This window comes from Crystallibacter permensis, assembly GCF_025960875.1.
GTDB lineage: Bacteria > Actinomycetota > Actinomycetes > Actinomycetales > Micrococcaceae > Crystallibacter > Crystallibacter permensis.
This window is the reverse complement of the sequence record NZ_JAODLR010000002.1, coordinates 263933-289184: the sequence shown is the minus strand read 5'-3', so window position 1 is coordinate 289184 and position 25252 is coordinate 263933. Positions and strand designations below refer to the sequence as shown.

Sequence of the window (25252 nt, the reverse complement as noted above, 5' to 3'; positions counted from 1 at the left end):
CCGGCAAGCGTTATTAGGGGCCCTGGCAGAAGTCCAGTCGGCCCGTCGCGGTGCTGTAATCCGGATCAAGGGGCGGCCTTCACTATGTAGGCCATCCCGTTCCCGCCGAGGTCAGGGAAAGCACCAATTCCGTCGCCGGAGACGGCGGCGGGCAGCACCGTCTCATTGCCCTCGTGCCAGGGGCGAGGTTCCGTCCCCAGCGCGGGGTCATAGCTGGCCGCCTGCCCCTCACCGGTGCCAGGTGCCGCGTACTTGCCATAGACGATGCGGTCGGCGCCGACAAAGTAAGGGCGGAAGTCCTCCGACTCGGTGTCGCGAGGGTCAGCGTTTTCCACCCATTGCCGCCCGGTCTCCGGGTCGAACATGGAAACCAGGACAGTGCCCTCCTCAAAGGACGCGAAACCGCGGCCCCGATGCCCCACGAACAGGAGCCCGTTGAAGCCATGGATGTGGTTGGAGCCCGTCCGTAGGCACCCGTTGTTCAACTGCTCCGAGGCGCCGATGCTTTCACCGGTATGCACGTTGACGACACGGCACCTGTCCGTCGCGACGCCACCGTTCCCGATGGCCAAATTGATATACGGGCCAACCGCGTTCGGGATGGCTATGAGCCCCTCATGGCGCCAGTCCCCGGTGAACGCCTCGTATCCCTGCTGGCGGCGGTTACCAAGGTCCATAGTTGGCAGGTCATCGACCCGGTTGAACACGTCTACCCCGTCCACCCGCAGGATCCATTCATCGCCGTCGGGAACCTCAACGGTTTCGAACTCGCCGCTGACCGGATCGAAGACCAGCGGAGCCTCGGTGACAGGCAGATGCAGGGAACCGCTGTGGCCGAGCAGCCCGGTGTCATGGTCGCCGTCGGATGGGAATGTGTGGACCGTCCGGTGCAGCAGCTTGCCGTTTTCGCCGTCGAACACGGTGATCACGGCAGTGAGGGCGGCGGGGGAGGGACTTGTACTTTCTGCCTCCGGTGGAGTTCCTTGGTTGAAGACGGCGAGGAACTTTTTCCCGCCCTCATAGAGTTGTGCCACCTCGGTCCCCCTGGTCTGCTCGGGCGTTAGCTCCCTAGGCTCCTCCGACTGCGAGACTACGCCGCCGCGTCTGTCGTAGACGGTCATGATGCCGTCCTCGGACAGCGCGGCAATGCCGGTGTCCAAGCCGTACGTGCCGATCACCCCGCCCTCGGTCACCCACGAGGCTCCGCCCGTCCATGGATCCGGCAGCTGGGCGTCAAAGGAATTGGTGGAGCGGTAGGACTCGTGGGGCTCTCGCGTGGGCTCGCTTGTAGAAGTAGAGGGGACGGTATCGGGTGGTTCCGGTCCGCCCGGGGTGCAGGAGGACAATGCCGTCACAGCGGCTGTTGCAAGTGCGACGGCCGTGGAGGCGTGAAAAATCCTCATGACGCGTCCTTCCCCAAGGCGGCGCACCTTCGCGTCGCGTGCGTTCAGAGTTACCCACCGCAGCCCGCGCGTCAATCCACCAAACAGGGGGTGGATTACGACGACGGTGTGAAGTACCACGACGGCACGACGAAGCCGTCCGTCAAGCCGGGTTTGGCTGGACGGACGGCTTCGGTGGGTAGGACTACTCGGTTACCTCGAAGGTCAGCGTTTCGGTGAACTCGCGGCCGTGGACGTCGGTCGCGGTGACCTGGGCGGTGTGCTTGCCGGCGGCGAGGTCGGTGGGCAGTTCAAGGCGCCACAGGTGCATCGACCGGTCGGCGAGGCCGCCGCCGTGGACGAACTGCTCCTGGATAGCGACGGGATCGGACCATTCGGCGCCGACGCGGACGGTCTCGCCCCGCAGTTGCTGGGTGCGGGTTGCCGGAACGGTTTCGCCGCCGTAAAGCTTTGCCTCAACGGTGGAGCCGGTGCTGCCCATCCAGAAGTTGGTGGTCAGCCAGGTCTCGCCTGCCAGGTCTTCCTGCGAGACGGTCAGCGGGTTCCCGAACTCCGGCGCCGAGCCGCGGGGCTTGCTGACGTTCTCGGCGTACCAGGTCCGGTAGCGCGGGCTGTTCAGGCCGACTGCCAGCTGCTGCGACTCGTCGCCGCCCCGGACGGTGAAGCGCTCGGTGACGTCTGTATTCATAATGTCCAGCGTCACGACGCCGGGCGGGGTGCCGTCACGCTGGATGGATGTCGGGTAGCCCTCCTCGACCACGCGTCCGCCGTACCAGTGGCCGGACACGGCCGGGACGGTCAGGTGCGTGAACGGCAGGCCCTTTTCGCCCACTTCGTCCATCCAGCCCGCCATCAGGTCGCCTTCGCGCAGGTTCTCCGACATGTGGGTGTGGCCGCCCAACGCGATGACCTCGCGGCCCTCGAGGATTTCGTAAATCTCCTTGAGCTGCTTGGTGGTGTGAGAGTTGCTGTAGAAGAACTCGAGTAGCGGGCTGTGCGAAGCCAGCACGATCACCTTGTTCTTGGGCACCTGTGCGATGTCGTTGCGCAGCCATTCGAGCTGCCGCTCGCCGAGGCCGTACGTGTAGTTGCTCTTCTTTGCCGGCACCTTCGTGGGGTACTCGATGGTACTCAGCGCCACGACGTGGGCCTTGCCGGCGTCGTAGGAGTAGTACTCCGGGCCCAGCTTGGCGCGGAAGGTGTCGAACTCGTGCTCCCCGTCCAGGGCATCGAAGTCGAGGTCGTGGTTGCCGGGCAGAAAGCGGGCGGGGCCATTCAGCATCCCAGTCAGTTCCCGGGTCTGGCTGAACAGGGACAGATCATCGCCCACCACGTCGCCGATGAAGAGGGCACCGCATCCGGCGTAGTCCTCGCGCGCGGCCAGATCGGCGAAGACGCCCGCCTTGGCGAACTCCACCTCTTCCTGGTCGTAGGTCTGGACGTCGGCGCCGATCACGCAGTGCTGCTCAGGCGACTGCGTGAGCTTGCTCTGGGCGAGCGGGAAGTTCACGGCGTCGGGCAGCGCGCCGGTCGGGGCGATGCCGCCGTACTTCAGCTCCGGCGAACCCTCGGGCAGGTGGTTGTACGAGAACTGCGCAACGTTATCGCCATCCACCGGAACCTGGTAGCCGCGGGGCTGGGTGACGAAGACGGTCATGTTGTTGAACGCGGGCAGCTCGTAGCGGCCCTGCTCGTCGGTGGCCACGACGTCGCGGCCGTTGGACACGGTGGCGCCGGCGACGCCCGGCTCGTTGGTGTCCTGTTTGGAGTTGCGGTTCTTGTCGTTGAACACTGTGCCATCGAGGACATTTTGGTCCTCATCAGCGCCAATAATGACGTCGACGGCGCCCTGGTAGGCGGCGGTTCCGCCGGTATCTACGGGTCCGCCTTCGGGTGCTGCGGTGGCCGCGGGGGAGAGCAGGACACCGCCGAAAATCAGCGCCAGCGTGCCGGCGGTGAGGGCGATGGGTCTGGCAGAAGGTGATGTGGACGGGGTGGTAATGGGGTTCACCATGATCCTTCGGTCGAGTGATGTTGGCAGCGGTTCTCGCCGCCAATGGCACTGTTCCAGCGTCCGGTGAACGTTTCACTACCGGCAGACGACGGGGAGGGGAAGCAGGCGTAGCGAAGCGGATCTGGTCTAGGGGTGCGAAACCTGAGATTAAACGTACAATCAATAGCGGAAGCGTGTGCGGCGCTTCCGTTTTGAAGTGCTTTTCTGCACCGTCTCCCCATGGTGCACCATTGACAGGATGCCTATGTCTCAGCTCCGTCCCCGCCCGCTCTCCTCTGGAGTCGCCTCGTTCTGCGCAGCTGCACTGCTGGGCGGCTTGCTGTTCCCCACCGCGGCAGTTGCCGCCGAAGAACCACGTCCCACAGCCGCCGAGCAGCCCCGCCCCGCGGGCACCGAAGCACCTCTTCCGGTAGCGCCGGAAGCCGGACTCGAGCGGGAAGATGTGCCGGCGTCGGGACGGTTCGTCGTCAAGTTCAAGGAGAAGGCCGGCCGCAGTTCCGCCGGCCGCAGCCACGCCTACGGGAAGACGGCCAAAGACCTGGGCATCTCCGTCAAGGAAGTGCGGACCACCGCCACCGGGGCACAGGTGATCGAAACCGCCGCGACGCTGGACTCCACCGCATCCGAGGACCTCGTGGCCGGGCTGGAGGCCAATCCGGATGTTGCGTACGTTGAGCCGGACCCGCTGCTGCAGCCGGCCGCGGCGGCGCCGGATGACGAGCTGTACGAACTGCAGTGGAACTTCTGGGAAGAGCAGGCGGGACTGCGCGTGCCCGGCGCCTGGGATGCCGGCCGGGGCGAAGGCGCGGTGGTCGCCGTCGTCGATACCGGCATTACCAACCACAGCGACCTGAACGCCAACGTACTGCCGGGGTACGACATGATCTCCGATCCCGCGATGTCCCGCGACGGGAACGGCCGCGACCCCGACGCGCATGACGCGGGGGACTGGTACGGTGCCTACGAGTGCGGCTCCAACACCGGCGGCTCGGGCTCGTCCTGGCACGGCACCCACGTGGCCGGGATCGTGGCCGCGGTGACCGGCAACGGCCAGGGCGTGGCCGGCGTGGCCCCCGGCGCCAAGGTCCTTCCGGTCCGCGCGCTGGGCGCCTGCGGCGGCTACATGTCCGACATCGCCGACGGCATTATCTGGGCAGCCGGTGGCACGGTGCCCGGTGTGCCGGCGAACACGAATCCGGCTGATGTGGTCAACATGTCCCTCGGCGGCAGCGGAGCCTGCTCTATAACATCGCAGGCCGCGATCGACTACGCCTACAACGCCGGAGCCGCCGTGGTGGTCGCCGCCGGCAACGAGAACCAGGACGCGCTGAACTCCAACCCGGCGAACTGCGAGCATGTCATCACCGTGGCCGCCAGCGGCCGCGAGGGCAACCGCGCCGACTACTCGAACTACGGTTCCGTGGTGGACGTGACCGCGCCGGGCGGGGACATGAGTACGGACTTCACCAGCGGCATCGCTTCCACGCTGAACGACGGCGCCACCGTGCCCGCCGCCGAATCGTACTTCTACTCGCAGGGCACCTCCATGGCGGCACCGCACGTGGCCGGGGTGGCTGCGCTGATGATAGCAGGCTCCGGCGGAACCATGACACCGGCCGCCGTCGAGCAGCGGCTCAAGGACACCGCCCGGCCGCTGCCGGCCTCCTGCACCGCCGGCTGCGGCGCCGGGCTGGTGGATGCTGCCGCCGCGGTGGGGTCCGCCCCGTCGCCGACCCCGGAGCCGCCCGTCGTCCAAGTGGTGCCGAAAGACGTGGTTTTCACCGACAAGGACGGCACCGCCGCCGATAGCTACACGGTTCCGTCGGTCGAGGGGGTCCGCTACCAGTCAAACGGCAAGACCGTGGCTGCCGGCAGCCACCCGGGAACCGGCACGGTGGTGGTCACCGCGGCCGCGCAGCCGGGCTACGGGCTGCAGCAGGGCTCAACCACCGAATGGTCCCACGCCTTCAGCGCGGCCGCCATCAAGGTGGACACCGCAGCACCGGCACTGGCCGGCTCCACGGTGACGCCGGAATCGCTCAACCCGGCGGACGGCACGGAGACCGTCACCGTGAAGGTGCAGTTGACCGACGCAACCGGAACCGTGGCACCGTCGGTCTCCTTGGAGCACGCGGGGACGGATGAAACCGTGGGCTTCGGCGAAATGAAACTCGTTTCCGGCGACGTCAAGAACGGCACCTGGGAACGGGCCATGACGCTTCCCGACGGAGCGTCCGCCGGCACGTGGGACGCCACGCTGTATCCGCTGCGGGACACCCTGGGCAACTCGTCCGGTGACTTCCAAAATCTGGGCAGCGTCGAGGTCACAGCGGGCAACTCCGCGCCGGAGCCCAGCCCCTCGATCACGTCCCAGGGCGAGATCGTGGCCTTCGATTCGCACGGCCAGCTCTGGAACTACGGGCACAGCGGAACCGGTTCCACCCGGGTCATGATCGGTGCCTCCGGTTGGACCACCATGGACGAGATCCACACGGTGGACTGGAACGCCGATGGCTACATTGACATCATCGCCCAGTCCAAGTCCGGCAGGCTCTACTACTACCAGGCCAAGCGCGACGGCGGCTTCAGCCGCCACACCATCGGCAGCAGCGGCTGGGCGCCCTATGACCTGACCGTCACCAAGTGGCGGACCGGCGATAAGTACTCGGTGGTGATCGCCAAGAACAGCTCCACCGGAAAGCTCTACGTGTATCCCAACGAAACCGGCACCGGGCTTTCCCCGCGGTACGTGCTGGGCAGCAGCGGCTGGAGCGATTACACGCTGACCGCGATGGACTGGGACCGCGACGGGCAGCAAGACGTCGTTGCCAAAACCCCGGCCGGGCAGCTCAAGCTCTACCGCGGCAATGGCTCCGGGACGTTCATCAGCGAAACCCGCCGGATTGTGGGCAGCTCCGGCTGGAACTCGATGAGCAACATCGTCACCTCCAACGGCTACGCGGGGGAGGGGACCGCCGGGCTGATCGCCAGGGGCAGCGACGGCCGGCTCTGGTACTACCAGGCGAACAAGGGCAGCTGGGCTTCGCGCGAGCTCATCGGCACGGGCTGGTCGAGCTACACTGTGGCGGCCCAGTAGAACCGAAGAACGACGGCGGTGCTCCGCGACACGGAAAGCTAACGTTTAATCCTGCATCTATCGCGCGGGTATGAGGATGCTGTAGTTTTGTTGTCAGCGGTGAAGGAAAATGTTGGTGCAGTTTCCTTCATCTGCTGGCGCAGTTGGGGCGTTGGGGAACGATACTTCCTTGTTGGGGAATGATATTTTCTTGCCGTGCCCGAGTGCGTGTAAGTACTGGGAGGCTCTCAGTTCTGTTACCGCCGGGCACGTGCTTCACTTGATCCCCCGAAATCGGGTCAGCGCGTGCCCGGCTCAGCAGACTGTTGTGCTCCCCGTTTGGAAATAAGCGATAGACAGTTGGGGAACTGCATGAATCTACGACGTTTGCGGCGCAAATGGCGCCGGATGAAACCCGAAGCGCAGCGCGGCATTGCGAACGCAACAGTAGCGGTCCTGGGCGTGATGGTCCTGGCCGCCGGAGTTTACTCCATCACTCTTTAGCGCCGGCCAGCACTTTTGTGCCGGCCCGCACTTTTGTTCAGTACCCAGTCGGATCGGCCGGCGCCCGCTCCCGCCGTCAGCAGGCTCGCGCACGTATGTTTAGAAATGCGCGAGCTGCTGCGGCTGCGGATGCTCCGCCGGGAGTCAGAGTGGACGGATGTTCTCCGCCTGCAGGCCTTTCTGGCCCTGGACAACGTCGTATTCGACCTTCTGGTTTTCTTCCAAGGACTTGTATCCACTGCTGGCAATGGCTGAGAAGTGGGCGAAGACATCCGGCGAACCGTCGTCCGGCTCAATGAAGCCGAAGCCCTTGTCTGCGTTAAACCATTTGACGGTTCCTGTTGCCATGATTCTTCTCCCAATGCTCTTTCGGCGGACCGGTTGGGACAGCCCCATTCGGTCTTCGCTTCTCAACCTAGAGGCAGGCAGCAGAAGTCGCAAGGGTCCGTGTAATCCCGCGCGGCCGTCATGCGGGTGAGTGCAGCCCGTCGGCTTCGACGGGCAATCCGGCGGCGACCCATTCAGGGTATCCGTCCTCCAGCCTGGCTGCCGGGAGGCCGCGTGCGTGCATCATGCGTACGGCTTCGTCGGCGAACACGCAGTACTGTCCGCGGCAGTAGGCGACGACGGTGCGTCCGTCGGGCAATTCCTTCAGTCGGCCAGCCAGTTCCCGGACCGGGACGGAGACCGCTCCGGCGATGTGGCCGGAGCGGAATTCCGGTTCCGGCCGCACATCCAGGACAACGACGTCGCCGGCGGCCATCCGCTCGGCCAGCTCGGAGCGCGTTAGGACGTCCAGGCCGGAACGGGTACCCAGGTAGGCGGCCGCAAGTTCGTCAAGCTCCTCGACGTGCTCAGCAGCTACTTGACGGACTGCGGCCCAGAGCCGCACTACGGAGGGGCCGCTGAGCCGGTAATAGATTCGGGTTCCCTGCCGGCGGGCGCTTACCAGGCCCGGCCGCAGCAGCTGTTGGAGATGCTGCGAGGTGTTGGCCACGGTCTGCCCGATCTCCCGCGCGAGCTCGTCAACGGGGCGTTCTCCCTGAGCCAGGACGTCTACGATCTCGGCCCGCCGCCCGCTGCCGAGCACCTTCGCCACTGAGGCGAACGTGTCAAACAGCATGTCCTTCTCGGCCCTGCCACCCATCGCGTCTCCTCACAAAGTCACACTAAGCATATTCAAGTAAGTACTTGACAACATATACCGCGGGGGTGTGGTATTCAAGTATCTACTTGAATAGAGTTCACAGGGCCTATCCGGGCCCGGTTCCATCGGAAAGAGGCGAACCACGATGGGAACTTCAGCAACCACGCGCAACGGAATCGACGTGGACACTCTTGTCGGGACGGTCGAGGCAATCAAGGCTGATCCCGCACAGGGCAGCTTCACCTTTAGAGCCTCCAGCGCCTGGCGCGGAGGCACACACAACACCGGCCGTGTCCCCGGATTCACCCACGCCGGAGCGGCCGACACTACCCGGAAGTCCGCCTTTGAGCTCGAGGGGGATGAACCGCCCGTGCTTCTGGGAAACAACGCCGGGCCCAACGCCGTCGAGCTGCTGCTGCAGGCCCTGGGCTTCTGTTACGCCGTCGGCTATGCAGCCAATGCGGCCGCACAGGGAATCGATATCAGTTCCATGGAGTTCGAGGTCGAAGGCGACCTGGACGTCCGGCCGTTCCTAGGTCTGGATGGTCCCCGCCCCGGATTCACCGCCATCCGCGCCCATGCCCGTGTCTCCAGCCCGAACGCCGGGCCGGAGCAGCTGCAGGAACTGTGCCGGTACGTGCAGGACACCTCGCCCGTGCGAGACTGCCTGACCAGCCCGGTGCCGATCGAAACCACGCTCGAAATCGTCTGAAATGCAGGCAGAACCATGACCACCACCACCGCAATTGACCGAATTGAACTCGAGGCCAAGGTCAAGCAGGTCTACCGGGCCGTCGCCCAGGACCCCGCGGGTAAATACCACTTCAAGATGGGCCGCGACCTTGCCGAGCAGCTGGGCTACCCGCCCGGGCTGCTGGACCAAGTCCCGTCCAGCGCCGTCGATTCCTTCGCCGGTGTCGGATACTTCTTCGACCTTGCGGACCTGGTTCCGGGAGAAAAGGTCCTGGACCTGGGCTCCGGTTCCGGCATGGACGTCTTCGTCGCCGCCGTCAGCGTCGGCAGCGGCGGGCAGGTAGTTGGCCTGGACATGACCGAGGAACAACTGGACAAGGCCGAAAGCCTCCGAAAGCAGGCGGGATTCAACCAGGTCAGCTTCACGCGCGGACACATCGAGCAACTCGCGTTCCCGGACGGCAGCTTCGACTGCGTTATCTCCAATGGGGTCATCAACCTGTCCGCGGATAAGCCGGCGGTCTTCACGGAAGCCTCCCGCGTGCTGCGCGCCGGCGGGCGACTGGCCATCGCCGACATCGTCACCCGGAAACCGCTGACCGACCGGATCGTCTGCAATACCGACCTCTGGGCCGCCTGCATCGGCGGCGCGGCCCTGGCCGACGATTACCAACAGGCCATCGTCGACAACGGGTTCGACCTACAACGTCTCAGGAGGAACGATTACGAATTCCTATCCGACAGCGCGCGCGCCGCGACGGCCAAGTACGGTGTGATGAGCCTCTCGCTCCTCGCGCGCCTTCACTCCGGGGAATGATGGCACCGTAGCCGGCCATCCGCCGTCGTGCTTTGACTGTTTTTCCTGCTCAGGGGCAAGGTTCAGTGTGGGGTAGGTTCTGGCGGGAGGCCGGGAACCGTGCCTAGGATGTGAGGAACAGCCCAGCGTCGGGCAGGTGAGGTGGTTCCTATGGCACTGAATCATGGGTACGGGGTGGTCGCGGGGGTCAAAGAGGACTACTTCCGGGATCCACCGAACGACTACGGGCAGTACTTCCACGGGAACCTGCGGCTGCGCACGCCGGCGGGTGTGTACCACTGTGCGATCGACGTCGACAGCAAGGCCGTCCCGAACGGCGTGCAGTGGCGGGTCATCGAGCTGCGGCCCTCGATGCTCAAGGGCGTGGACAAGCTCGGCGACGGCTGGCATCCGCTGGAGTCCACGCCGGATTCCGGTGCGCTGGACTTCATCCGCAACAAGGACCTGAACTGGCGGCACCACCTGGGGTGCATTCCGGGCCTGCTGGCCGCGGTGTTCCGGGTGCATTTCCCCGTGCAGTGGAAGTCGGGCGTGAGCACCGAGGCGCTCGCCGACCTCGAGCCGCTGCTTGAAGTGTCGCAGCGGATCTGGGTCTTCGGGGAACCGTTCCAGGACGGGCTGGGCTTGCACAACATCCACCAGAACCAGGGGGACCCGCTCGATTCGCCGTGGTCGGCGGAAAACGGGATCTGGCAGGACGGTGCCACCCTGGTGCAGCGGCAGGATGGCTCGTTTGCGATGTTCTGCAACAAGTTCGTCACCCAGTCGGTTCGGACGGACGAGAACGGCAAGCCGCGGAAATAGCGCAACCCATTGTCCGGTCCTTGAAGCGGGGTTAGTGTCGGAAGCAGGATCCATTCCATCCGAGACCGCAATCAATATCGGGCGGGGCGCGGCTGCGCGGCTGCCCGAGGCAAGGAGGCTGGCATGGCTGAACGCCGGACTGAGAGGAGCCTGCGATGGGCTCCGTAGTGATATTTGCGCCCTCGCCGGTGCTGACCGTGACCGTGGAGGATGTCGAAGGGACCGCCGACATCCACCTCCACGCCGGAGGCCAGGGCGTGTGGCAGGCGCGGATGCTCACCGCCCTGGGCGCTTCGGTCACGATGTGCGGCGTGTTTTCCGGCGAAACCGGCCGCATAGTGCGCCATCTGATCGCCGACGAAGGAGTCCACGTGCTCTCGGTAGAGGGCCAGGGCAACGGCGGCGCCTACATCCACGACCGGCGGGACGGTGGCCGGAAAGTGGTCGCCGAATCTCCGGGCGACAAGCTCTCCCGCCACGAGCTCGATGAGCTGTACGGCCTGACGATCAAGGCGGGAATGGACGCCGGAACGGTGATCCTCAGCGGCGCAGCCAGGGAAGACGCGGTGCCGGCCGACGTGTACCGGCGGCTGGCGGCGGACCTCCGAACCGCCGGGTGCCGGGTCATTACCGACCTGACGGGGGAGCGGCTGTCCGCTTCTTTGGCCGGCGGCCTGGCCGTGGTCAAGATCGCCGACGACGAGCTCGTGGAGTCCGGCCGCGCCGCCGGCTCCAGCCCCGCCGACATCGTCAAAGCGATGCGCAAGCTGAACGAAGAAGGCGCGGAAACGGTCATTGTCACCCGCGCCCACCTGCCGTCCCTGCTGCTGGAGGAGGGCGAGGTCAGCGAAATACACATGCCGGAGATGCAGAGCGTGGACACCAGCGGCGCCGGCGATTCGCTGACTGCCGGTGTCGCCGCAACGTTGTCCGACGGCGGCTCGATGCATGAAGCGGTGGTGCTGGGAACGGCTGCCGGCGCGCTGAACGTGACCCGGCACGGGCTGGGCACCGGCGAAGCGGCGGCGATCCACAAGCTGAGCACCCTGGTGAAGGTGGCTCCCTTCGAGGGCGAGGCTGAAGCAGATCAGTCGCAGCAAATTAGTCCGGACGAGCTGGCGCAGAAGATACGGAAACAATGAACAAGCCGAAGATGGTCCTGATCACGAACGACGACGGCATCGACTCCCCGGGTCTGCATGCCTTGGCTGCCGGTGCCGTGGAGGCCGGCCTCAAGGTCACGGTTGCCGCACCGGTGGTGGAAGCCAGCGGCAGCAGCGCCTCCATCACCGCCCGGGAGGACGAGGGCCGCATCCGCATCGAGGAGCGGAAACTGGAAGGCCTCGACGGTGTTCCGGCGTATGCGGTCCACGGCGCGCCGGGCTTCATTGCCATGATTGCTACCCATGGCGCCTTCGGCGACCCGCCCGACGTCGTACTTTCCGGGGTGAACCGCGGCGCGAACGTCGGCCGCGTGATCCTGCACTCGGGCACGGTAGGCGCAGCGCTGACCGCGGGCATCAACGGCGGCCACGGGATGGCGGTCTCCCTGGACACCGGCATGCATCCGGCCCACCTGTACTGGGACAACGCCGCGCGGCTGGCCACCGGGCTGCTGCCGTTCCTGCTGGAGCAGGAGGCCGGCACCGTGCTGAACCTCAACGTGCCGAACACGGACTCTCCGGAGCTGCCCGAATACCGCACGGCCACGCTGGCCGAATTCGGTATCGTGCAGACCACCATGGCCGAACGCGGGCAGCAGCATCTGCGCCTGGCCATTGCCGACAGCAAGGAGGAGGCGCCGCCGGAGAGCGACTTCGCGCTGCTGGCCGCGGGTTTCGCTACGGTGACAAGCATCCAGCCGGTGACCGAAAGCAAGCTGCCGGACCTGGAGCGGAGCCTGCCGAAGCCAGCCGGATCCTAAGATGGACTTTCTTGCCCGTTCAGGTCCGGCACGATGGCGGCGGGCGTATGCTCGGCCTATGGGTATTCCACGGGGATTGGCTGTTCTCGCCATGGCCGCGCTGGCTCTGACCGGTTGCGGCGAGGGCAGTGGCAACGAATCCGCCGGTTGCATGGAAGCTTTCGCCGCGGCCGACAAGGAACGGGAGCTGCAGGACACCGATAAGTTCCTGGAGCCGGCCTTCACCGCATGCTCGAATTTGAGCGAGTTCGAGGCGGCTTCGGAGGCGCATCAGGGCGTTCTGGGCAATACGCTACCCAGCAGGTATGTGACGGAGCGTTGCCAGAACGAAACTGCGCTGGCAGAGACGCCTCTGTGCACGTCGTTGGGCAGCGGTTACTAGGACGCGCGCTTAAATCTGTTCCGGAGTCGGACGCCGGAAGCACCCTAGTGCGCAGGTGGGGTGTATTTCAGCGGCACCGAAGAGTACAGCGAAGCCAACGACTGACTGCAGGAGGTCCTGGAGCGCGAACTGCGCTGACTCGATTACGGTGGACACACCGGATCGGACCGCATCGGATCCGGAGAGGCGAGCTTCAACGGCGGAGAGTCATCGGCCGCCGGCGAGATCGTTCAAACTGGGGCTCACAGTCGTTCCCTTTCACAGCGTCGTGAGTCACGCTAGACCGGATCGAGTGGTATTCTGCAGGAGAAACTTAAACGAATAATGGGGGCGTGTGGAATGGATCGGATTACTAAGTCTTACCTAGAAGTTTTTCGTAAAGAGCAGAGCCTAACTGGCCTTACTGAGAGCGATTTGTTCGAACATTTCGCGGCCTTTTGTGTCGTCTCATCCGTATATGAAGAAGAATTCGACATTTCCACAGTAACAGTTGGCGGAGACGGTGACTTAGGCATCGACGGCCTTGCGATATTGGTCAACGGCGTTCTGGTGGACTCCGTCGACGCCGCGCAGGACCTTCTCACAACGAACGGTTTTCTCGACGTCAAGTTCATCTTCATCCAAGCGAAAACTAGCAGTGGCTTCAGCGGAGAACAAATGATGACGTTCTTCGATGGCGTAGACGAGTATTTCGAGGAGACACCGACGCTCCCGATGAATGAGCAAATCAAGGTTTCTCGAGAAATAATGCAATGGATATTCAACAACAGCGTGAAGTTCAAGCGCCAAAAGCCTGTTCTTAGTATGGCATTTGTGACTACGGGCGATTGGCAAAGCGATGACCACCTAGAAGCTAAGGTGGCCAAACGCCGGGAGGTGCTCACAAAGACAGGATTGTTTAGTCAGGTTGTTTTCGAGCCATACGGCGCCGACGAAATTCAAGCAGCTTATCAGCGTAGTAAGAACAACGTGACAGTTGAATTCTCATTTGCCAGTAAAGTCACCCTTCCTGAAATTACTGGCGTCACTCAGGCGTATCTGGGTGTGGTACCTCTCAAGGAGTACCTTACGCTCATTACAGACCAAACCGGAAACATCAGGAAGCCGCTATTTTACGATAACGTGCGTGATTTCAAAGGCGATAACCCGGTCAACGACGAAATTCGAGCAACTTTAGAGGACAAATCGGGCCAACAGCGCTTTGCAGTGCTGAATAACGGAATCACTCTTGTTACTCGCGGTCTAAAGACAACTGGCAATAAATTTGTTGTAACCGACTATCAAATCGTCAACGGCTGCCAGACCAGCCATGTGCTCTTCAATGCAAAGGCATCGATAAACGAAGACACATTTATTCCGCTTAAGGTTATTGACACAGCGGATGAGGACCTCATTACGTCCATCATCACGGCTACGAACAGACAGACGGAGGTAACAGCCGATGATTTATACGCGACGAGTTCCTTCCAGAAAAAACTTGAAGCCTTTTTCAATGCATATCCGGATAGGAAGAAACTCTATTACGAGCGGCGCTCGATGCAATACGCGTCGGTAAGCGGGATAGAAAAGGTTCGAATAATAAGCAAGACTCTCATGCTACGTTCATTCGCGGCAATGTTCCTTGACGATCCTCATCGTGCGGCTCGCTATCTCTCTGACCTGCATGGTCTCGTCGGTTCCAAGGTCTTCAATCTGGAACACAAATTTGAGCCTTATTATGCCGCCGCCTATGGGTACTACAAACTTGAGTTTCTTTTTCGGAATGCATCAATACCTGTTTATTACAAACCTGCCCGGTACCATCTCCTCATGGCTCTCCGGTATGTCACCGCGGGCGAACCAACGCCTTTAGTAAGTAGCAACAAGGTGACTAAGTACGCAAACGGGATCGCGGAAGTCCTCTGGTCTGACAACGCAGCGACCAAGGCGTTCAGTCGTGCTGTAGAGGCAGTCGACGCAGCGCTGAACGGCGCGGCGCTGACTCGTGACGTGATCAAGACTCAGGCCTTCACTGACGCAGTGAAATCGGCGGCAAAAGCATTGGCGCAAACGCCGACTCCGACGGTCGTATGAGTATGTCACCGCTCACAAATCGGACTCGTTGAGCGACTAGCCAGCGAACGATAGCCATGCTGTAGCTTGTCCTTTGCAGAAGGTGTTGGTGAAGGACAAGCGCCGCTAGGTTGCCAGATCTAATGCCTATCGGGTCTCGATAATGCGACTTCCAGTTTACCGCTCAGAACTCCACATTTCGATCGCGCAGCTTCCATGCTTAGTCATCGAAGTATGTTTGCGCCGCTCCCTGGCCGATGGAGGCCACAATTCCGGCTGCGATCTCGCGGAGCTTGATGTTCCGGCTGCTGGAGGCGTTCTTCAGGATGCTGAACGCCTCGTCCTGGCTGCAGCGGTTCTGGCCCATGATGATGCCGACGGCGAGATCGATAGTGGTCCGCGAGTCCATGGCCCGCTTGAGATGGTCTGCCGTTTCCGTGCGGTGGGCAAGACGCAGCGCCAGCTGCAGCGTGCGCGAGGCTTGGGCTGCGTAGCCTTCGGCAATCCGGACCGAAGCGGGTCCGAAAGTGCCCGGTTCCCGCGCATAGAAGTTCAAGGCAGCACCGCCGCTTTCGCCCAGGATCAGCGGCACTCCCATCATGGAGTAAAAGCCATACTCGGCAACGGCCGCGAAGTAGTCCGGCCACCGGTTATCCGTGCGGACATCGGCAATGACCGTTGTTTGCTCGGTGGCAATGGCATGCAGGCACGGCCCGTCGCCGAATCCGTACTGGACTTCATCCAGCAGCTTGGCCTGGGCGCTGCTGCTGGCCACCGTGAGCGCCCGCTTCTCCCGCTTCAGGGTCACGCCGCAGTGCACCTCGACAACCCCGCCGAGGATGTTGGAGGAAAAGACGGCCAGATCCTCGAGGAAGTCGTCAACATCCTCGTTGCTGAGGATCAGGTTTTGGAGTTGTTCCGCGACGGGAGTCCGGGCGTAATTCTCTGTCATCGCTCAAGTCTAAGTTCCGGCCGGCCTAAATGCAGCGCCCAACTTTCGCCATCAGGTCCTGCGGACCTTGAGCGGTCAGGGCAGGCGCCGGCCCTTGTAGACCGAATCCGTGTTCAACTCGGGCACGCGTTCGCCGCAGTCCCGCTCAAAATCCTGGACACCGGCGAAACGGATTTCCACAGTAACAGCACCGGGCTGGCCAGCAGCGCCGGCAGGATCAGGTCCCACCACTAGCACCAGGTCTCCCGACGCCGGTAGTCCGTCCAAACCCGGCTCAAGGCAAAAAGGCAACCACCCGCCGTCGTTCTTTGGAAAGCCGATCACCTGCCGCGACGGCGGGACACGCGTTGACGTGTGGGCGGTGAAGTTCCGGAGCTCGACGCCGGAAAGCAAATCCAACCAGGTATTCCCGCCGGTTCGTGCCAGCAAGCCGATCAACGCGGGAGCGGCATGGCGTCCGCCGGTGATGCCGATCCAGCAGGCCTCATCGGCGGGCAGGGCGACGAGGAGACGGGCCGCGGCATCTGCGGCACCTACGATGCAGAGGGGCAGCGCTCCGGCACTTGTGGGCAGCGCAGTGAGTCCGTCAGCGGCGGGGCAGCGGTAGCGCTGGAACGATACGAACACCCCCTCCGCCACAGCATATTCAAACATTCGATCCCTGCCCTGTTACGCCGATTGCCCGGGCGGGAATGAGAAGCCTGCGTGCGGCGTCCTGGCTGTCCGTCGCGCCGCTGCGCTGGATCCAGTGCTCCAGTTGGCGGGCGTGCACACGTTTTGACCCGGGGTCGGAGGCCCAGGCCAGGAACGGACCGAAATTCGTCACCGCATGCACCCGTTCCCAGAGCGATGCCGGTAGCAGTTCGGGGTTTGCATAGCTGGCTTGCGTCATGAGCTGCCAGCCGGCCCTGAAAATCGGCGGTACGGTGAAGGGCTCGGTGGTGTGTAGGGCGGGGTCCCTGCAGCGCAGCGACAGGGCGGCTACGTCCGGGTGCACGTATCCCACCATTTTCCCGAGCCGGACCACGGCAGCGTCGAAGGCGGCTTGCCGGGCTTCCGCCCCGCGCTGGCTGTGTTCCATGGCGATGAGCAGCAGATAGCAACCGAGGATGCCGGCAATTGGATCGTTGTACTCTTCCAGCAAGAGCCGCTGCAGATTCATTCCGTGGCTCTTGCCGAGCAGATCCCGCCCCTGCGCTAGTCCCAGGCGGGCTGACTCCACGACGCGGTCCTGCTCTACTGAGCCTGCCACGCCGTAGGGGCGCATAAAGACGGCCGCGTCCACCAGCGGTACAACGTCATTGGCAGCGAGCCCGGGCACCAGCTCCGCCGGGGAGCGTTGCAAGGCAATCTGGGTGAGCCATTCTCCGCAAGCTATAACGCTGGCCTCTCCCGTGCGGCCGCTGCGGAAGGTCTGGCGGAGGTAGTAGGCGCCGGGCGCCACCCGTCGTGCCCACACAGCAACCGGGTCCGTAGGGGAGGAGCTATCCAGACTGCTGTCCTCGAGCAGGGAGGCGATGACTGTTCCGTCCGGCGAGATCAGTTCCAGCCCCTCCATCGGGTGGGCCAGGGGAAGCTGCGGGCGGTCCTCCGGATCCAGCCAGTAACGGACCAGCACGGAAATGGTAGGGGCGTCCAAGGCGGCGCCGGCGCGGCTGTCGGCCTGGGCCCCCTCGCGAAAGCGCGCTACATGCGATTCGTGGATCAGCGCGGTTCCGGGGATGGGCGCAGGGGAGGGTACCTCAGGCGAAGCGGACATCGCGGGTTGCATGTCCTGGTCCAACAAAATGATGCGTTCGAGCACCGTTGATATGTCGCGCCCGAGTTCAGTCCTGATCTTGTAAACGCCAGGGGCGTCGAACTCGTGCAGCGCCCCGGTGTCCGAGAAGATTCGCTTGAGCGTGTGGTCCATGATGGAGACCGAGGCAGCGGGATTGGCTGTCTGCACATCGAGGGTGAAAAGCCGGGTGGGATGAGGCGGCAGAACCCGCGGCCCGGTATCGCGCACTTCCACTTCCATCGGCCCGGATCCGGTGACCTGAAAACCGTGACGGAAGCCTGCGTCCGGAACTTCCGCGACGTACAGGCCGCGGACAAAATCACCGGTCCAACTCCTTCCGGTGATCTTTTCCATAACGACGGCGGCGTGCGGCCTTCCGGTCCAGACCTTTAGTTCCAGTCCGGTGAGGTCCCGGGGGAAGGCCAGCGTGACCAGATAGGCCGGCCGGTTGCGGAACCGGCGGAAGGTGATGCCGGCATCCGCCCGGATGAAGGGGTGCAGGTCCACCGCGGAGGCATTGCGCACGTCCTCCGGAAGGAACTGCGGCATGGTGTCATGCAGGAAGGCCTTGAGGCTTTCGGAAGTCACCCGGCCGTGTTCGTCCGTGGCGCCACCCCGCAGCCCGTGCAGCAGCGTCCAGCTGAAGACGCCGTGAACTTGTCCATCCGCCATCTGGTGTTCCAAGGCGCTCTTTGTCTGGGCGGCAACGGCCACGAAGGCAGGACCCGGCACGCCGGTTCCCACACCGGCGCGGATGGGAACACTGCTGACCGGGATGGTCTGGTGGTGGGTCATGCAGCAGTCCATCCACAGGACGACGTCCCTGAAACGCCGGGCCTTGCGGAAATTGCGCATCCAGTCATAGGCATACACGTAGGACGGGATGGTGTTGGTAGCCTCGGCGGTAAACAGCGCTCCTTCTTCAAGCACCGGGGCGAAACCGTGCCCGGAGAAGTACAGGTACAACCGGTCCCCCGGCCGGTCCGCGGTCTCCTCCTCGAGCCAGGTCAAGGCACGCCTGATGGTGGCTTCTTCCGGCTCCGGTTCGTCAGGCTTGGGCGGATGGAAGTCCGCCGAACGGATCAACCGCACGTTCTCGGAGCTCAGCCCTCCGCCGTCGGCATCGATGAGCCAGTCATGGATGTCCTTCGCATCCGTGTCCGGTCCCTGCAGGTCGGCCGTGGTGTCTGCGGTAGCGAACTTGGGATAGTGCGAGATGCCGACGACGATGGCGTAGTCAGCCATGCTCTGGCCCCCTTTTTAGGCTGAACCGCTCACCAAGGATAGGCGCCACGGATAAATTCGATGTCGGTCCCGGACAACCTGGAGTTGAAGCCGGCGGAGAAGCCGTCGGTGGTCCAGGACAGCGGAATGGGATACATCATGATGGAAGAACTGTCCGTGTCCGTTCCGGTGACCTGCGCCGTGTTGTACTTGCCGAAGATATTGTGCTCGATGGTCTGCTCATCCCAGTTGTTCGGTGGGCCGGACAGATCGGCGATGACAGCCGCGCGGTTCCACTGGATTGGCCGTTGGGGATTCTGGTGCTCATGGATCAGCCCGATGGCGTGGCCGAACTCGTGAAGTACCACCTCATCGACTTCGTCGTCGGTCGATTCAGGCGTCAGCCAACCGAAGTTCATGGTCGGCTCGCCGGTGGCGATGTGCTGGGCCTGGGTTCCGAGATAGGACCAGGATCCGTCACCTTGCAGGAAGGCGACCCGGATATCGCTCGGGCCATCAGTGGCCTCCAGAAATTTCAGATTCGCGACGTCCGGACCGGTCCATTTACGCGCCGACGTCAACACGCGCTGCTGCAGATCAGCGTCACCCTCGAGGAAGCCGACAGTGAGTTGGGTGGCGTTCCACTTTGTATCATTCAGCAGCGCGGCCTTGGTATTGCCGGTGGGCGGCCGGACTGTCCGTATGGTGCAAAAATGATTCCGGTTAGTTCCGGTTCCCTGGTTCTGTTCCACGAGTTTCTCCTGCTGGCGGCCGTATCAATCGATGGCGCCTTGCCCCGCTTATTGCCGGGCAGAACGTTTACCCGGTATAGCCCGTGAAGTGTTACTGGAGCATTACCATCTGTTGCGTTGCAAGCCTGGCCTACCTGTGAACTTGCTGAAAATCATTGACTCCTTTGCTTCAAGTGAGGATCGTCGAGTCAAAGGTTGGTATCGGGGGATTGCCGGCGATCGACAGTGGGGGGCTTATGTCTTCGGCCGCAGTAAGCAAAGGAAAAACGTCCAGGGAATACAGTCTGTCTCTGCTGCAATGCTGGCGCCTGAGCCGCGACGACGAGGTGGTTTCCGTGGCCTTGCGCCAGCAAAGGCTTATCGCCGCCGTGGCCATAGCCGGACCGGCACCGCGGAATTATCTGAGCGGGTTGCTGTGGCCGGACAGCCCCGAACTCCGGTCTTCCGAGAACCTTCGGGTCAGCGTCCACTACGTCACCCGCGACCTTCCGGGACTGCTGGATGTTGACGGCCGGACCCTGGGGCTTGGGCCGCGGGTTCAGGTTGATCTCCATGACTTGTGGCACGAACTTTCACGCCCGGAGCCGGAAACTAACGCCATGGCCTTTTCCCGCGTCAAACAGTGGGCGGAGCTATTGCCGGGCTGGTACGACGAGTGGGTAACCCAGGAACAGCGGCGGCTGCTGCAGATGCGGGTGTCCTATCTGGAACGGCTTGCGGCGTGGTTTCTTGAGGTGGGCAAGCCTCCTAAAGCACTGGAGGCGGCTGCGTCTACCCTGAGCCTTGAACCCGTGAATGAGATCGCTTTGACGCTGTTGGTCAGGGCCCATTTGGCCCTCGGAAACCGTGGTTCTGCCCTGCGTGCACTGGATGAATTCGAGGAGACGCTGTACCGGGAATTCGGAGTCAGTCCCTCTATTCAGATCTCCGGTCTGATGGATTCCATCCGATGGGCTTAGTGCAGGGTTGACCACGGAAACTGTCGCTTTGTTCCATGGAGTTAGAAGACCGGTAGCGGGATAATCGGTACAGCGGTAAGGAAGCTAGTAATGGACACTACGGAACAGTTTTGCCAGCCTTTCGTCTCAATACAGAAGCCGGGGCCGGCGGATGTGGAAGAGCGGCATACGGTCTGGGGGACGCTGATCAGCGATAGCCTTGTGCTCTGCCGGGACAGTTCGTGGACCCAAGATGTGGATCGGGACTGGGAAGTGCTTCTGGCCACCGACCCCCGCAATGGCAGCGCCGCAGTGGAGCGGATCAAGATGGATGAAATCGACATCCTCGGGCACGACGGCGCAGGCAGCGGGTCCGTTGCAATGATCAGGCTGGCCCACACACCCCGGTATCCCGTGCGCACGCACGTCAACCTGGACGATATCGACGAGGACGTCTTCACCCAGGGACTCGGCGACAACTGGGATGTCTGTGCCGCCTTGCAGGCCGCCGGTGCGTTGCCGTCCGAACCACAGGATGGGCCGGTGGGCCAAGTATTGGGTCCGGTGGCGGATTGGGAAGCCGCGGATGAAAAGCCCCGGATCAAGAGATACGATCCCGCCGCGGATCAGCCCTCCGGTCGGACCAGAACCTTTGCGCAGAGTGCGCAGGACGCGGAGAAGCCGGCAGAGGAACCGGAACCGCCGAGCCGGATCCTGCTCTGTTTCTTCAAGAGATGCGGGTAGCCCGCCATGCGTCGCCCCCACCTTCCCACAAGCGTCTCACCGGCTCTGGATGTGGTGGTGCTGACCCTGCTGTACGTGCTGGACCTGCTGATTTCCTGGGACCCCGCGACCAGTCCGCCGGGCTTGGGCACGTATGCTGTCCCGCTGCTGGGTATGGCAGTGTATGTGCCGTTGATGTGGCGGCGCCAGCACCCGCTGCTGATGCTGCTCTTGACCGTGTTAGCCAGCGTCGTTTTTGCTATTCTTATGCCGCCCACCGTCCTGATGCTGGGTGCATTCCTCGGCCTCTTCAGCGTGGCGCGGCATTGCCGACTGCGTCCCTCGTATACGGGCTTCGCGTTGGCAATGGTCTTGGTAATGGTCAATGTGGTGGCGCAGCTGGACTACATGCCTGCCGGAGAGCCGGGCCAGATCATTCTGGTCGGTGGCCTTCTGGGTACCATGATGGCCATTGCCTCGTTCGCCGCCGGCCGCTGGGCACGCAGTGCTGCCCGGCAACGCCGGCTGACGGCTCAGCTGGCAGCAGCAGATGAACGCAGCCGCATTGCTCGGGAGCTGCATGATGTGGTGGCCCATGCCGTGAGCTTGATGGTGCTGCAGGCAGCTGGCGCCGAAAAGATGCTGGACAGCAATCCGGAACGGGCCCGCGCTGCGTTGGGGAGCGTTAACCAACTCGGCACGCAGGCGATCACCGAGCTGCGCCGGATGCTCGGTCTGCTGGTGCCTGCGGGGCCTTCCGGGCCAGCAGATGCCCTGATGCCGGCTGAAGCCGCCCCGCCAAGTCGGCTGGATGATGTTGGCGGGCTCGTCGAAGCGCTTCGGGAAACGGGTCGGAAAGTGTTGCTGGAAGTAGTCGGTGCCCCCGTTCCGCTCGAAGCAGGTGTGGATTTTTCCGCGTACAGGATAGCCCAGGAAGCACTGACCAATGCGGCAAAATACGCGGATGCCAGCCGCCCCGTTATGGTGCAGATAACCTGGCAGCAGGACGAGGTCCGTCTATCGGTCCGCTCCCAGGGGGCCGGTCCCGCGGCCCCGCAGAACCTGTCCACAGGACACGGCCTGCTCGGAATGCAGGAACGCGCCAGAGCTGCTTCCGGCAGCCTTGCGGCAGGCCCTACACCGGATGGCGGCTTCCTCGTGTCGGCCGCATTTCCGACCGCCGCGCCTACCAATACCGGCACCGCCGACCGGCACAGCAGGTTCCGCCGGCTGCATCTGGGTAGGATCTGATGGCCCAAACTGCCGGCGACGGGATTCGCGTTCTCTTGGCCGATGACGAGGCCTTGGTCCGCGCCGGGCTGACAATGCTGTTGGAGTCTGAACCGGACGTCACCGTGGTTGGGGAAGCACAGGACGGTGAAGCCGCCGTCGATATGGCACGGAACCTGCAGCCTGACGTGGTGGTCATGGACATCCGCATGCCGGTGATGAGCGGCGTGGAGGCCACGGAGATTCTCACCTCTGACGATTTCCTGAACGGTGTGGAGAACGTGCCTTCCGTGCTCGTCTTGACCACATTCGGCGATGACGAGGCCGTCCGGGCCGCACTGCGCTCCGGTGCGTCGGGCTTCATTCTCAAGAGCTCGGCTCCCAAAGGCCTCGGCGACGCCGTACGCTCGCTGGCGGAAGGGGACGGTTGGCTGGATCCTGCCGTCACACGGGGCCTGCTGGTCGATTTCGCCGGCCGGCCCGATGCCCGGCTGCCCACCACAAAGGAGATGGGGCGGTTGACCGCCCGTGAACGTGAAGTGCTCGCCGTCGCAGCACACGGATTGAATAATGCGCAGATTGCGGCTCACTTGTTCCTCAGCGAAGCGACCGTCAAGACGCACCTGCACAGGATCTTCCTCAAACTCGGCATCACCGACCGTGCCCAGGCAGTTGCCGCCGCCTATAAGTGCGGTCTCGTGAAGTCGGAGGACAAGCTGTAAGACCATTCCGTCCAGGCTGCCTGCTGCCTGACTGGCCCTCACGGCCTACACCGCTGGTGGTATGCCACTTTTGCATCACCCGGAGGACGCTGAGTTGCCCCTGCTGGGCGCATTCTGATTCCGAACCTGAACAAAGGTTGGGAGAGGAACAGGACATGCTCGGCACAGATACGGCCACTGGTCGCAAGGTAAACGCGGACTCGGCCAGCGGGAATGCAGTACGTGTGGATATATTCCTCTGGGCGGCAACGTTGTGCGCTGACCGGAGCTGCGATCCTTCACCGGCGTTGCTCCACGATAAGTATGCGGAAAAGGTACGGTTCTGCGACGGATTCGGGCATCTCGAGGCAGCGCAGGCCGAGAACCCGGACGAGACCTCTGTTTACCTGCCCTGGTACTGGCAGGTTTCGGAAGCCTGCACGCTGGATGCCTTGGCCACGGGTTACCGCACTGAACTGGAACGGGCACAGGGGGAGACGGGTTCGGAGAGCCGAATGCTGGCCCTGGCGGTCGAACTGCGCGACCGGGTTGCAGCAGACCTGCGGACGGCGCAGCGGAACTACTGCAGCTACTTGGCGGAGGCTTTGAACTGGTGGCTGGGCAAACTCAACGGGCTGGTCAGCCACTTTGCCGAAGAGCGGTTTGCGTCCATGTCTGAAATCAGTCGATGAACGCCGCCTTCGAAATGTACTCCTGGTACATCCGCACAGCATCCTCCAACGGAAGGTGACCGAATCTTAAGGCAGTCTGCAGCCCTTCCAACTCGATGTTGCAGGCTTCTGCAGCCGTTATTTGCGCGGCCACGTTATTGGAATTGGCCAGACCGGTGGCCACTGCGGATGCTACCGAAAGCAGCGCAGCCAGAACGCAGATGACTTGCCAGACGACGGAGGGGTCCGGAAGTGAGAACAGCCGGGCCACCGCCGCGGTGAAGCCTTCCTGGCCAAAGCCCGGACCAGCGGTCAGGGCAGCAACCACGGCGCTTCCAACAACGCTGGTTATGGTTAATCTGGTCCGGCGGGGACGGGCACGCCGCAGGTACGTCTTGATGTCACGGCGCCGTTTGTCAATCTCGCGGAATAAGTTATCGCGGGTTCCTGACGTATTCATGTCCCATCCTTGCCCAGCACCTACCGGGACGCCGGACGCGGCATCCGCAGCAGACCGCTGCTTGGCCCAAAGCTATAAACCACCTGTTACTGGGCCGTTACCCAGAAGCCTGTCTTGCCGACCTTGCAGGACCGGATCTCCTGCACCTGAAGTCAGCAGATGGACGGTCATTTCATTGGCGCGTAGCGTGGAGACTATGAGCGAGATCCGTGTCAACGGCGTGTCCCTCTACTACGAGGAACACGGCGACGGCGTTCCCATCCTCTGCATCCACGGAACCGGCAGCTCGGCGAAGGTCTGGGGCGAGGCGACGGCGCAGCTTGCCAAGCGTGGGCGGTCGATCATCTACGACCGGCGCGGCTGCACCCGCAGCGAGCGGCCGGAACCGTACTCGATGACCTCGGTGGGGGAGCATACCGAGGACGCCGCGGCGCTGCTGCAGGCACTCAAGGCGACCCCCGCCGTCGTTATTGGACGCAGTTACGGCGGCGAGATCGCCGTTGACCTCGTACAGCGCTATCCCGGACTGGTCCGGGCCCTGGTCCTGCTGGAACCGGCGATCGTGACGATGACGGCGGAAGCACATGCCTGGGAAGGCGCCCTGGAGGCGAACGTCGCCGCGGCTGCCGCGGTCGGGGGACCGGAAGCCGGAGCGGACTGTTTCTACCGGGAAATCCTCGGCGACGGGGGCTGGGCGCAGTTACCCGAAACCTGGCGGCGCATGGTGCTCGATAACGCGCCCGCCATCCTGGCCGAGCTCAAAGGCGGATCCTCCCGGCCGGACCAGGAGCAGCTCGTCCGCGTGCGAAAGCCAGTGCTGATTGTTTCCGGTGCTGGGTCGCCGCCGGTCTTCCGCGCAGTCGACAACGTGCTGGCCGACCTGATTCCCGGGTCGCGGCACGAAGTGGTGGAAGGCGGGCACCTCATCGATCCGGCTTCCGCGGAGGTGCTGGCGTTTCTCGACGAGCAGCTGGCAGGAGGTGGCGGGCGTTAGGACCGGTCCGC

Annotated in this window: 24 protein-coding genes; 15 read left to right on the top strand and 9 right to left on the bottom strand. The window is 63.3% G+C overall.

What is annotated here, in order from left to right; genetic code table 11:
• Positions 1-65 precede the first annotated feature (65 nt).
• Both B0G38_RS03690 and B0G38_RS03685 read right to left on the bottom strand, forming a co-directional pair.
• Positions 66-1403, bottom strand: a complete 1338-nt coding sequence (locus B0G38_RS03690) for a hypothetical protein (protein ID WP_264668200.1) — start codon at positions 1401-1403, stop codon at positions 66-68.
• 184 nt (positions 1404-1587) lie between these two features.
• Complete coding sequence (locus B0G38_RS03685) at positions 1588-3417, bottom strand: calcineurin-like phosphoesterase C-terminal domain-containing protein (RefSeq protein WP_264668199.1); 1830 nt, start codon at positions 3415-3417, stop codon at positions 1588-1590.
• A gap of 244 nt (positions 3418-3661) precedes the next feature.
• Between B0G38_RS03685 and B0G38_RS03680 the strand changes: the two genes are divergently transcribed.
• A complete protein-coding gene (locus tag B0G38_RS03680; RefSeq protein WP_264668198.1) occupies positions 3662-6514 on the top strand; it encodes a S8 family serine peptidase in 2853 nt (950 codons plus the stop codon).
• Between the two features lie 351 nt (positions 6515-6865).
• Entirely contained in the window at positions 6866-6997 is a 132-nt protein-coding gene (locus B0G38_RS03675; protein WP_264668197.1) for a hypothetical protein, read from the top strand.
• Positions 6998-7141: 144 nt separating this feature from the next.
• On the opposite strand, the gene B0G38_RS03670 is transcribed toward B0G38_RS03675, so the two are convergent.
• Together B0G38_RS03670 and B0G38_RS03665 are read right to left on the bottom strand one after the other, a co-directional pair.
• Positions 7142-7345, bottom strand: a complete 204-nt coding sequence (locus B0G38_RS03670; RefSeq protein WP_169995204.1) for a cold-shock protein — start codon at positions 7343-7345, stop codon at positions 7142-7144.
• A 118-nt stretch (positions 7346-7463) separates the two neighbouring features.
• Positions 7464-8144, bottom strand: a complete 681-nt coding sequence (locus tag B0G38_RS03665; protein ID WP_264668196.1) for an ArsR/SmtB family transcription factor — start codon at positions 8142-8144, stop codon at positions 7464-7466.
• Between the two features lie 145 nt (positions 8145-8289).
• Here B0G38_RS03665 and B0G38_RS03660 point away from each other — a divergent pair, with 145 nt between their 5' ends.
• From B0G38_RS03660 to B0G38_RS03630, 7 genes are all read left to right on the top strand, one after another.
• Positions 8290-8856, top strand: a complete 567-nt coding sequence (locus tag B0G38_RS03660) for an OsmC family protein (protein WP_264668195.1) — start codon at positions 8290-8292, stop codon at positions 8854-8856.
• Positions 8857-8871: 15 nt separating this feature from the next.
• Complete coding sequence (locus B0G38_RS03655; RefSeq protein ID WP_264668194.1) at positions 8872-9654, top strand: methyltransferase domain-containing protein; 783 nt, start codon at positions 8872-8874, stop codon at positions 9652-9654.
• A gap of 150 nt (positions 9655-9804) precedes the next feature.
• Positions 9805-10458 carry a YukJ family protein gene (locus B0G38_RS03650; RefSeq protein WP_264668193.1) on the top strand — a complete coding sequence of 218 codons (654 nt, stop codon included), beginning with the start codon at positions 9805-9807 and terminating at the stop codon, positions 10456-10458.
• Between the two features lie 155 nt (positions 10459-10613).
• Positions 10614-11600, top strand: a complete 987-nt coding sequence (locus B0G38_RS03645; RefSeq protein ID WP_264668192.1) for a 1-phosphofructokinase family hexose kinase — start codon at positions 10614-10616, stop codon at positions 11598-11600.
• Positions 11597-12382, top strand: a complete 786-nt coding sequence (gene surE, locus B0G38_RS03640; protein WP_264668191.1) for a 5'/3'-nucleotidase SurE — start codon at positions 11597-11599, stop codon at positions 12380-12382. Before B0G38_RS03645 ends, surE begins: the two co-directional genes overlap by 4 nt.
• 58 nt (positions 12383-12440) lie before the next feature.
• Positions 12441-12764: a hypothetical protein gene (locus B0G38_RS03635; protein WP_264668190.1), complete on the top strand. Its 324-nt coding sequence runs from the start codon at positions 12441-12443 to the stop codon at positions 12762-12764.
• 339 nt (positions 12765-13103) lie between these two features.
• On the top strand, positions 13104-14837 hold the full coding sequence (locus tag B0G38_RS03630) for an AIPR family protein (protein WP_264668189.1): 1734 nt from the start codon (positions 13104-13106) through the stop codon (positions 14835-14837).
• A gap of 199 nt (positions 14838-15036) precedes the next feature.
• Here the strand turns inward: B0G38_RS03630 and B0G38_RS03625 are convergent, their stop codons facing one another.
• The 4 genes from B0G38_RS03625 to B0G38_RS03610 form a co-directional block, all read right to left on the bottom strand.
• The gene (locus B0G38_RS03625; RefSeq protein ID WP_264668188.1) at positions 15037-15768 is read right to left on the bottom strand and encodes a GAF and ANTAR domain-containing protein; all 732 of its coding nucleotides are present in this window, start codon (positions 15766-15768) and stop codon (positions 15037-15039) included.
• Positions 15769-15843: 75 nt separating this feature from the next.
• Positions 15844-16422, bottom strand: coding sequence for a hypothetical protein (locus B0G38_RS03620; RefSeq protein ID WP_264668187.1), 579 nt, complete (start codon positions 16420-16422; stop codon positions 15844-15846).
• A complete protein-coding gene (locus B0G38_RS03615) occupies positions 16415-18793 on the bottom strand; it encodes a caspase family protein (protein WP_264668186.1) in 2379 nt (792 codons plus the stop codon). The genes B0G38_RS03620 and B0G38_RS03615 overlap by 8 nt, the downstream gene beginning before the upstream one ends.
• 29 nt (positions 18794-18822) lie before the next feature.
• Positions 18823-19524: a M12 family metallopeptidase gene (locus B0G38_RS03610; RefSeq protein ID WP_264668185.1), complete on the bottom strand. Its 702-nt coding sequence runs from the start codon at positions 19522-19524 to the stop codon at positions 18823-18825.
• A 335-nt stretch (positions 19525-19859) separates the two neighbouring features.
• Here B0G38_RS03610 and B0G38_RS03605 point away from each other — a divergent pair, with 335 nt between their 5' ends.
• The 5 genes from B0G38_RS03605 (at position 19860) to B0G38_RS03585 (ending at position 23808) form a co-directional block, all read left to right on the top strand.
• Positions 19860-20483 (top strand): AfsR/SARP family transcriptional regulator, encoded by a 624-nt coding sequence (locus tag B0G38_RS03605; protein ID WP_264668184.1) that lies wholly within the window; start codon positions 19860-19862, stop codon positions 20481-20483.
• Positions 20484-20573: 90 nt separating this feature from the next.
• Positions 20574-21206 (top strand): hypothetical protein, encoded by a 633-nt coding sequence (locus tag B0G38_RS03600; RefSeq protein WP_264668183.1) that lies wholly within the window; start codon positions 20574-20576, stop codon positions 21204-21206.
• Between the two features lie 6 nt (positions 21207-21212).
• Positions 21213-22436, top strand: coding sequence for a sensor histidine kinase (locus tag B0G38_RS03595; RefSeq protein ID WP_264668182.1), 1224 nt, complete (start codon positions 21213-21215; stop codon positions 22434-22436).
• The gene (locus B0G38_RS03590) at positions 22436-23137 is read left to right on the top strand and encodes a response regulator transcription factor (RefSeq protein ID WP_264668181.1); all 702 of its coding nucleotides are present in this window, start codon (positions 22436-22438) and stop codon (positions 23135-23137) included. The genes B0G38_RS03595 and B0G38_RS03590 overlap by 1 nt, the downstream gene beginning before the upstream one ends.
• A 155-nt stretch (positions 23138-23292) precedes the next feature.
• On the top strand, positions 23293-23808 hold the full coding sequence (locus B0G38_RS03585; protein WP_264668180.1) for a hypothetical protein: 516 nt from the start codon (positions 23293-23295) through the stop codon (positions 23806-23808).
• On the opposite strand, the gene B0G38_RS03580 is transcribed toward B0G38_RS03585, so the two are convergent.
• Entirely contained in the window at positions 23798-24247 is a 450-nt protein-coding gene (locus B0G38_RS03580; protein ID WP_264668179.1) for a hypothetical protein, read from the bottom strand. The genes B0G38_RS03585 and B0G38_RS03580 overlap by 11 nt on opposite strands.
• A gap of 196 nt (positions 24248-24443) precedes the next feature.
• Here B0G38_RS03580 and B0G38_RS03575 point away from each other — a divergent pair, with 196 nt between their 5' ends.
• Complete coding sequence (locus tag B0G38_RS03575; protein WP_264668178.1) at positions 24444-25241, top strand: alpha/beta fold hydrolase; 798 nt, start codon at positions 24444-24446, stop codon at positions 25239-25241.
• Positions 25242-25252 lie beyond the last annotated feature (11 nt).

Coding starts and splice junctions, on each gene's coding strand:
- B0G38_RS03615 (WP_264668186.1), bottom strand. CDS start 18,793: ATGGCTGACTACGCCATCGTCGTCGGCATCTCGCACTATCCCAAGTTC.
- B0G38_RS03590 (WP_264668181.1), top strand. CDS start 22,436: ATGGCCCAAACTGCCGGCGACGGGATTCGCGTTCTCTTGGCCGATGAC.
- B0G38_RS03675 (WP_264668197.1), top strand. CDS start 6,866: ATGAATCTACGACGTTTGCGGCGCAAATGGCGCCGGATGAAACCCGAA.
- B0G38_RS03580 (WP_264668179.1), bottom strand. CDS start 24,247: ATGAATACGTCAGGAACCCGCGATAACTTATTCCGCGAGATTGACAAA.
- B0G38_RS03625 (WP_264668188.1), bottom strand. CDS start 15,768: ATGACAGAGAATTACGCCCGGACTCCCGTCGCGGAACAACTCCAAAAC.
- B0G38_RS03650 (WP_264668193.1), top strand. CDS start 9,805: ATGGCACTGAATCATGGGTACGGGGTGGTCGCGGGGGTCAAAGAGGAC.
- B0G38_RS03685 (WP_264668199.1), bottom strand. CDS start 3,417: ATGGTGAACCCCATTACCACCCCGTCCACATCACCTTCTGCCAGACCC.
- B0G38_RS03595 (WP_264668182.1), top strand. CDS start 21,213: ATGCGTCGCCCCCACCTTCCCACAAGCGTCTCACCGGCTCTGGATGTG.
- B0G38_RS03655 (WP_264668194.1), top strand. CDS start 8,872: ATGACCACCACCACCGCAATTGACCGAATTGAACTCGAGGCCAAGGTC.
- B0G38_RS03690 (WP_264668200.1), bottom strand. CDS start 1,403: ATGAGGATTTTTCACGCCTCCACGGCCGTCGCACTTGCAACAGCCGCT.
- B0G38_RS03600 (WP_264668183.1), top strand. CDS start 20,574: ATGGACACTACGGAACAGTTTTGCCAGCCTTTCGTCTCAATACAGAAG.
- B0G38_RS03670 (WP_169995204.1), bottom strand. CDS start 7,345: ATGGCAACAGGAACCGTCAAATGGTTTAACGCAGACAAGGGCTTCGGC.
- B0G38_RS03620 (WP_264668187.1), bottom strand. CDS start 16,422: ATGTTTGAATATGCTGTGGCGGAGGGGGTGTTCGTATCGTTCCAGCGC.
- B0G38_RS03630 (WP_264668189.1), top strand. CDS start 13,104: ATGGATCGGATTACTAAGTCTTACCTAGAAGTTTTTCGTAAAGAGCAG.
- surE (WP_264668191.1), top strand. CDS start 11,597: ATGAACAAGCCGAAGATGGTCCTGATCACGAACGACGACGGCATCGAC.
- B0G38_RS03665 (WP_264668196.1), bottom strand. CDS start 8,144: ATGGGTGGCAGGGCCGAGAAGGACATGCTGTTTGACACGTTCGCCTCA.
- B0G38_RS03575 (WP_264668178.1), top strand. CDS start 24,444: ATGAGCGAGATCCGTGTCAACGGCGTGTCCCTCTACTACGAGGAACAC.
- B0G38_RS03680 (WP_264668198.1), top strand. CDS start 3,662: ATGTCTCAGCTCCGTCCCCGCCCGCTCTCCTCTGGAGTCGCCTCGTTC.
- B0G38_RS03660 (WP_264668195.1), top strand. CDS start 8,290: ATGGGAACTTCAGCAACCACGCGCAACGGAATCGACGTGGACACTCTT.
- B0G38_RS03585 (WP_264668180.1), top strand. CDS start 23,293: ATGCTCGGCACAGATACGGCCACTGGTCGCAAGGTAAACGCGGACTCG.
- B0G38_RS03645 (WP_264668192.1), top strand. CDS start 10,614: ATGGGCTCCGTAGTGATATTTGCGCCCTCGCCGGTGCTGACCGTGACC.
- B0G38_RS03635 (WP_264668190.1), top strand. CDS start 12,441: ATGGGTATTCCACGGGGATTGGCTGTTCTCGCCATGGCCGCGCTGGCT.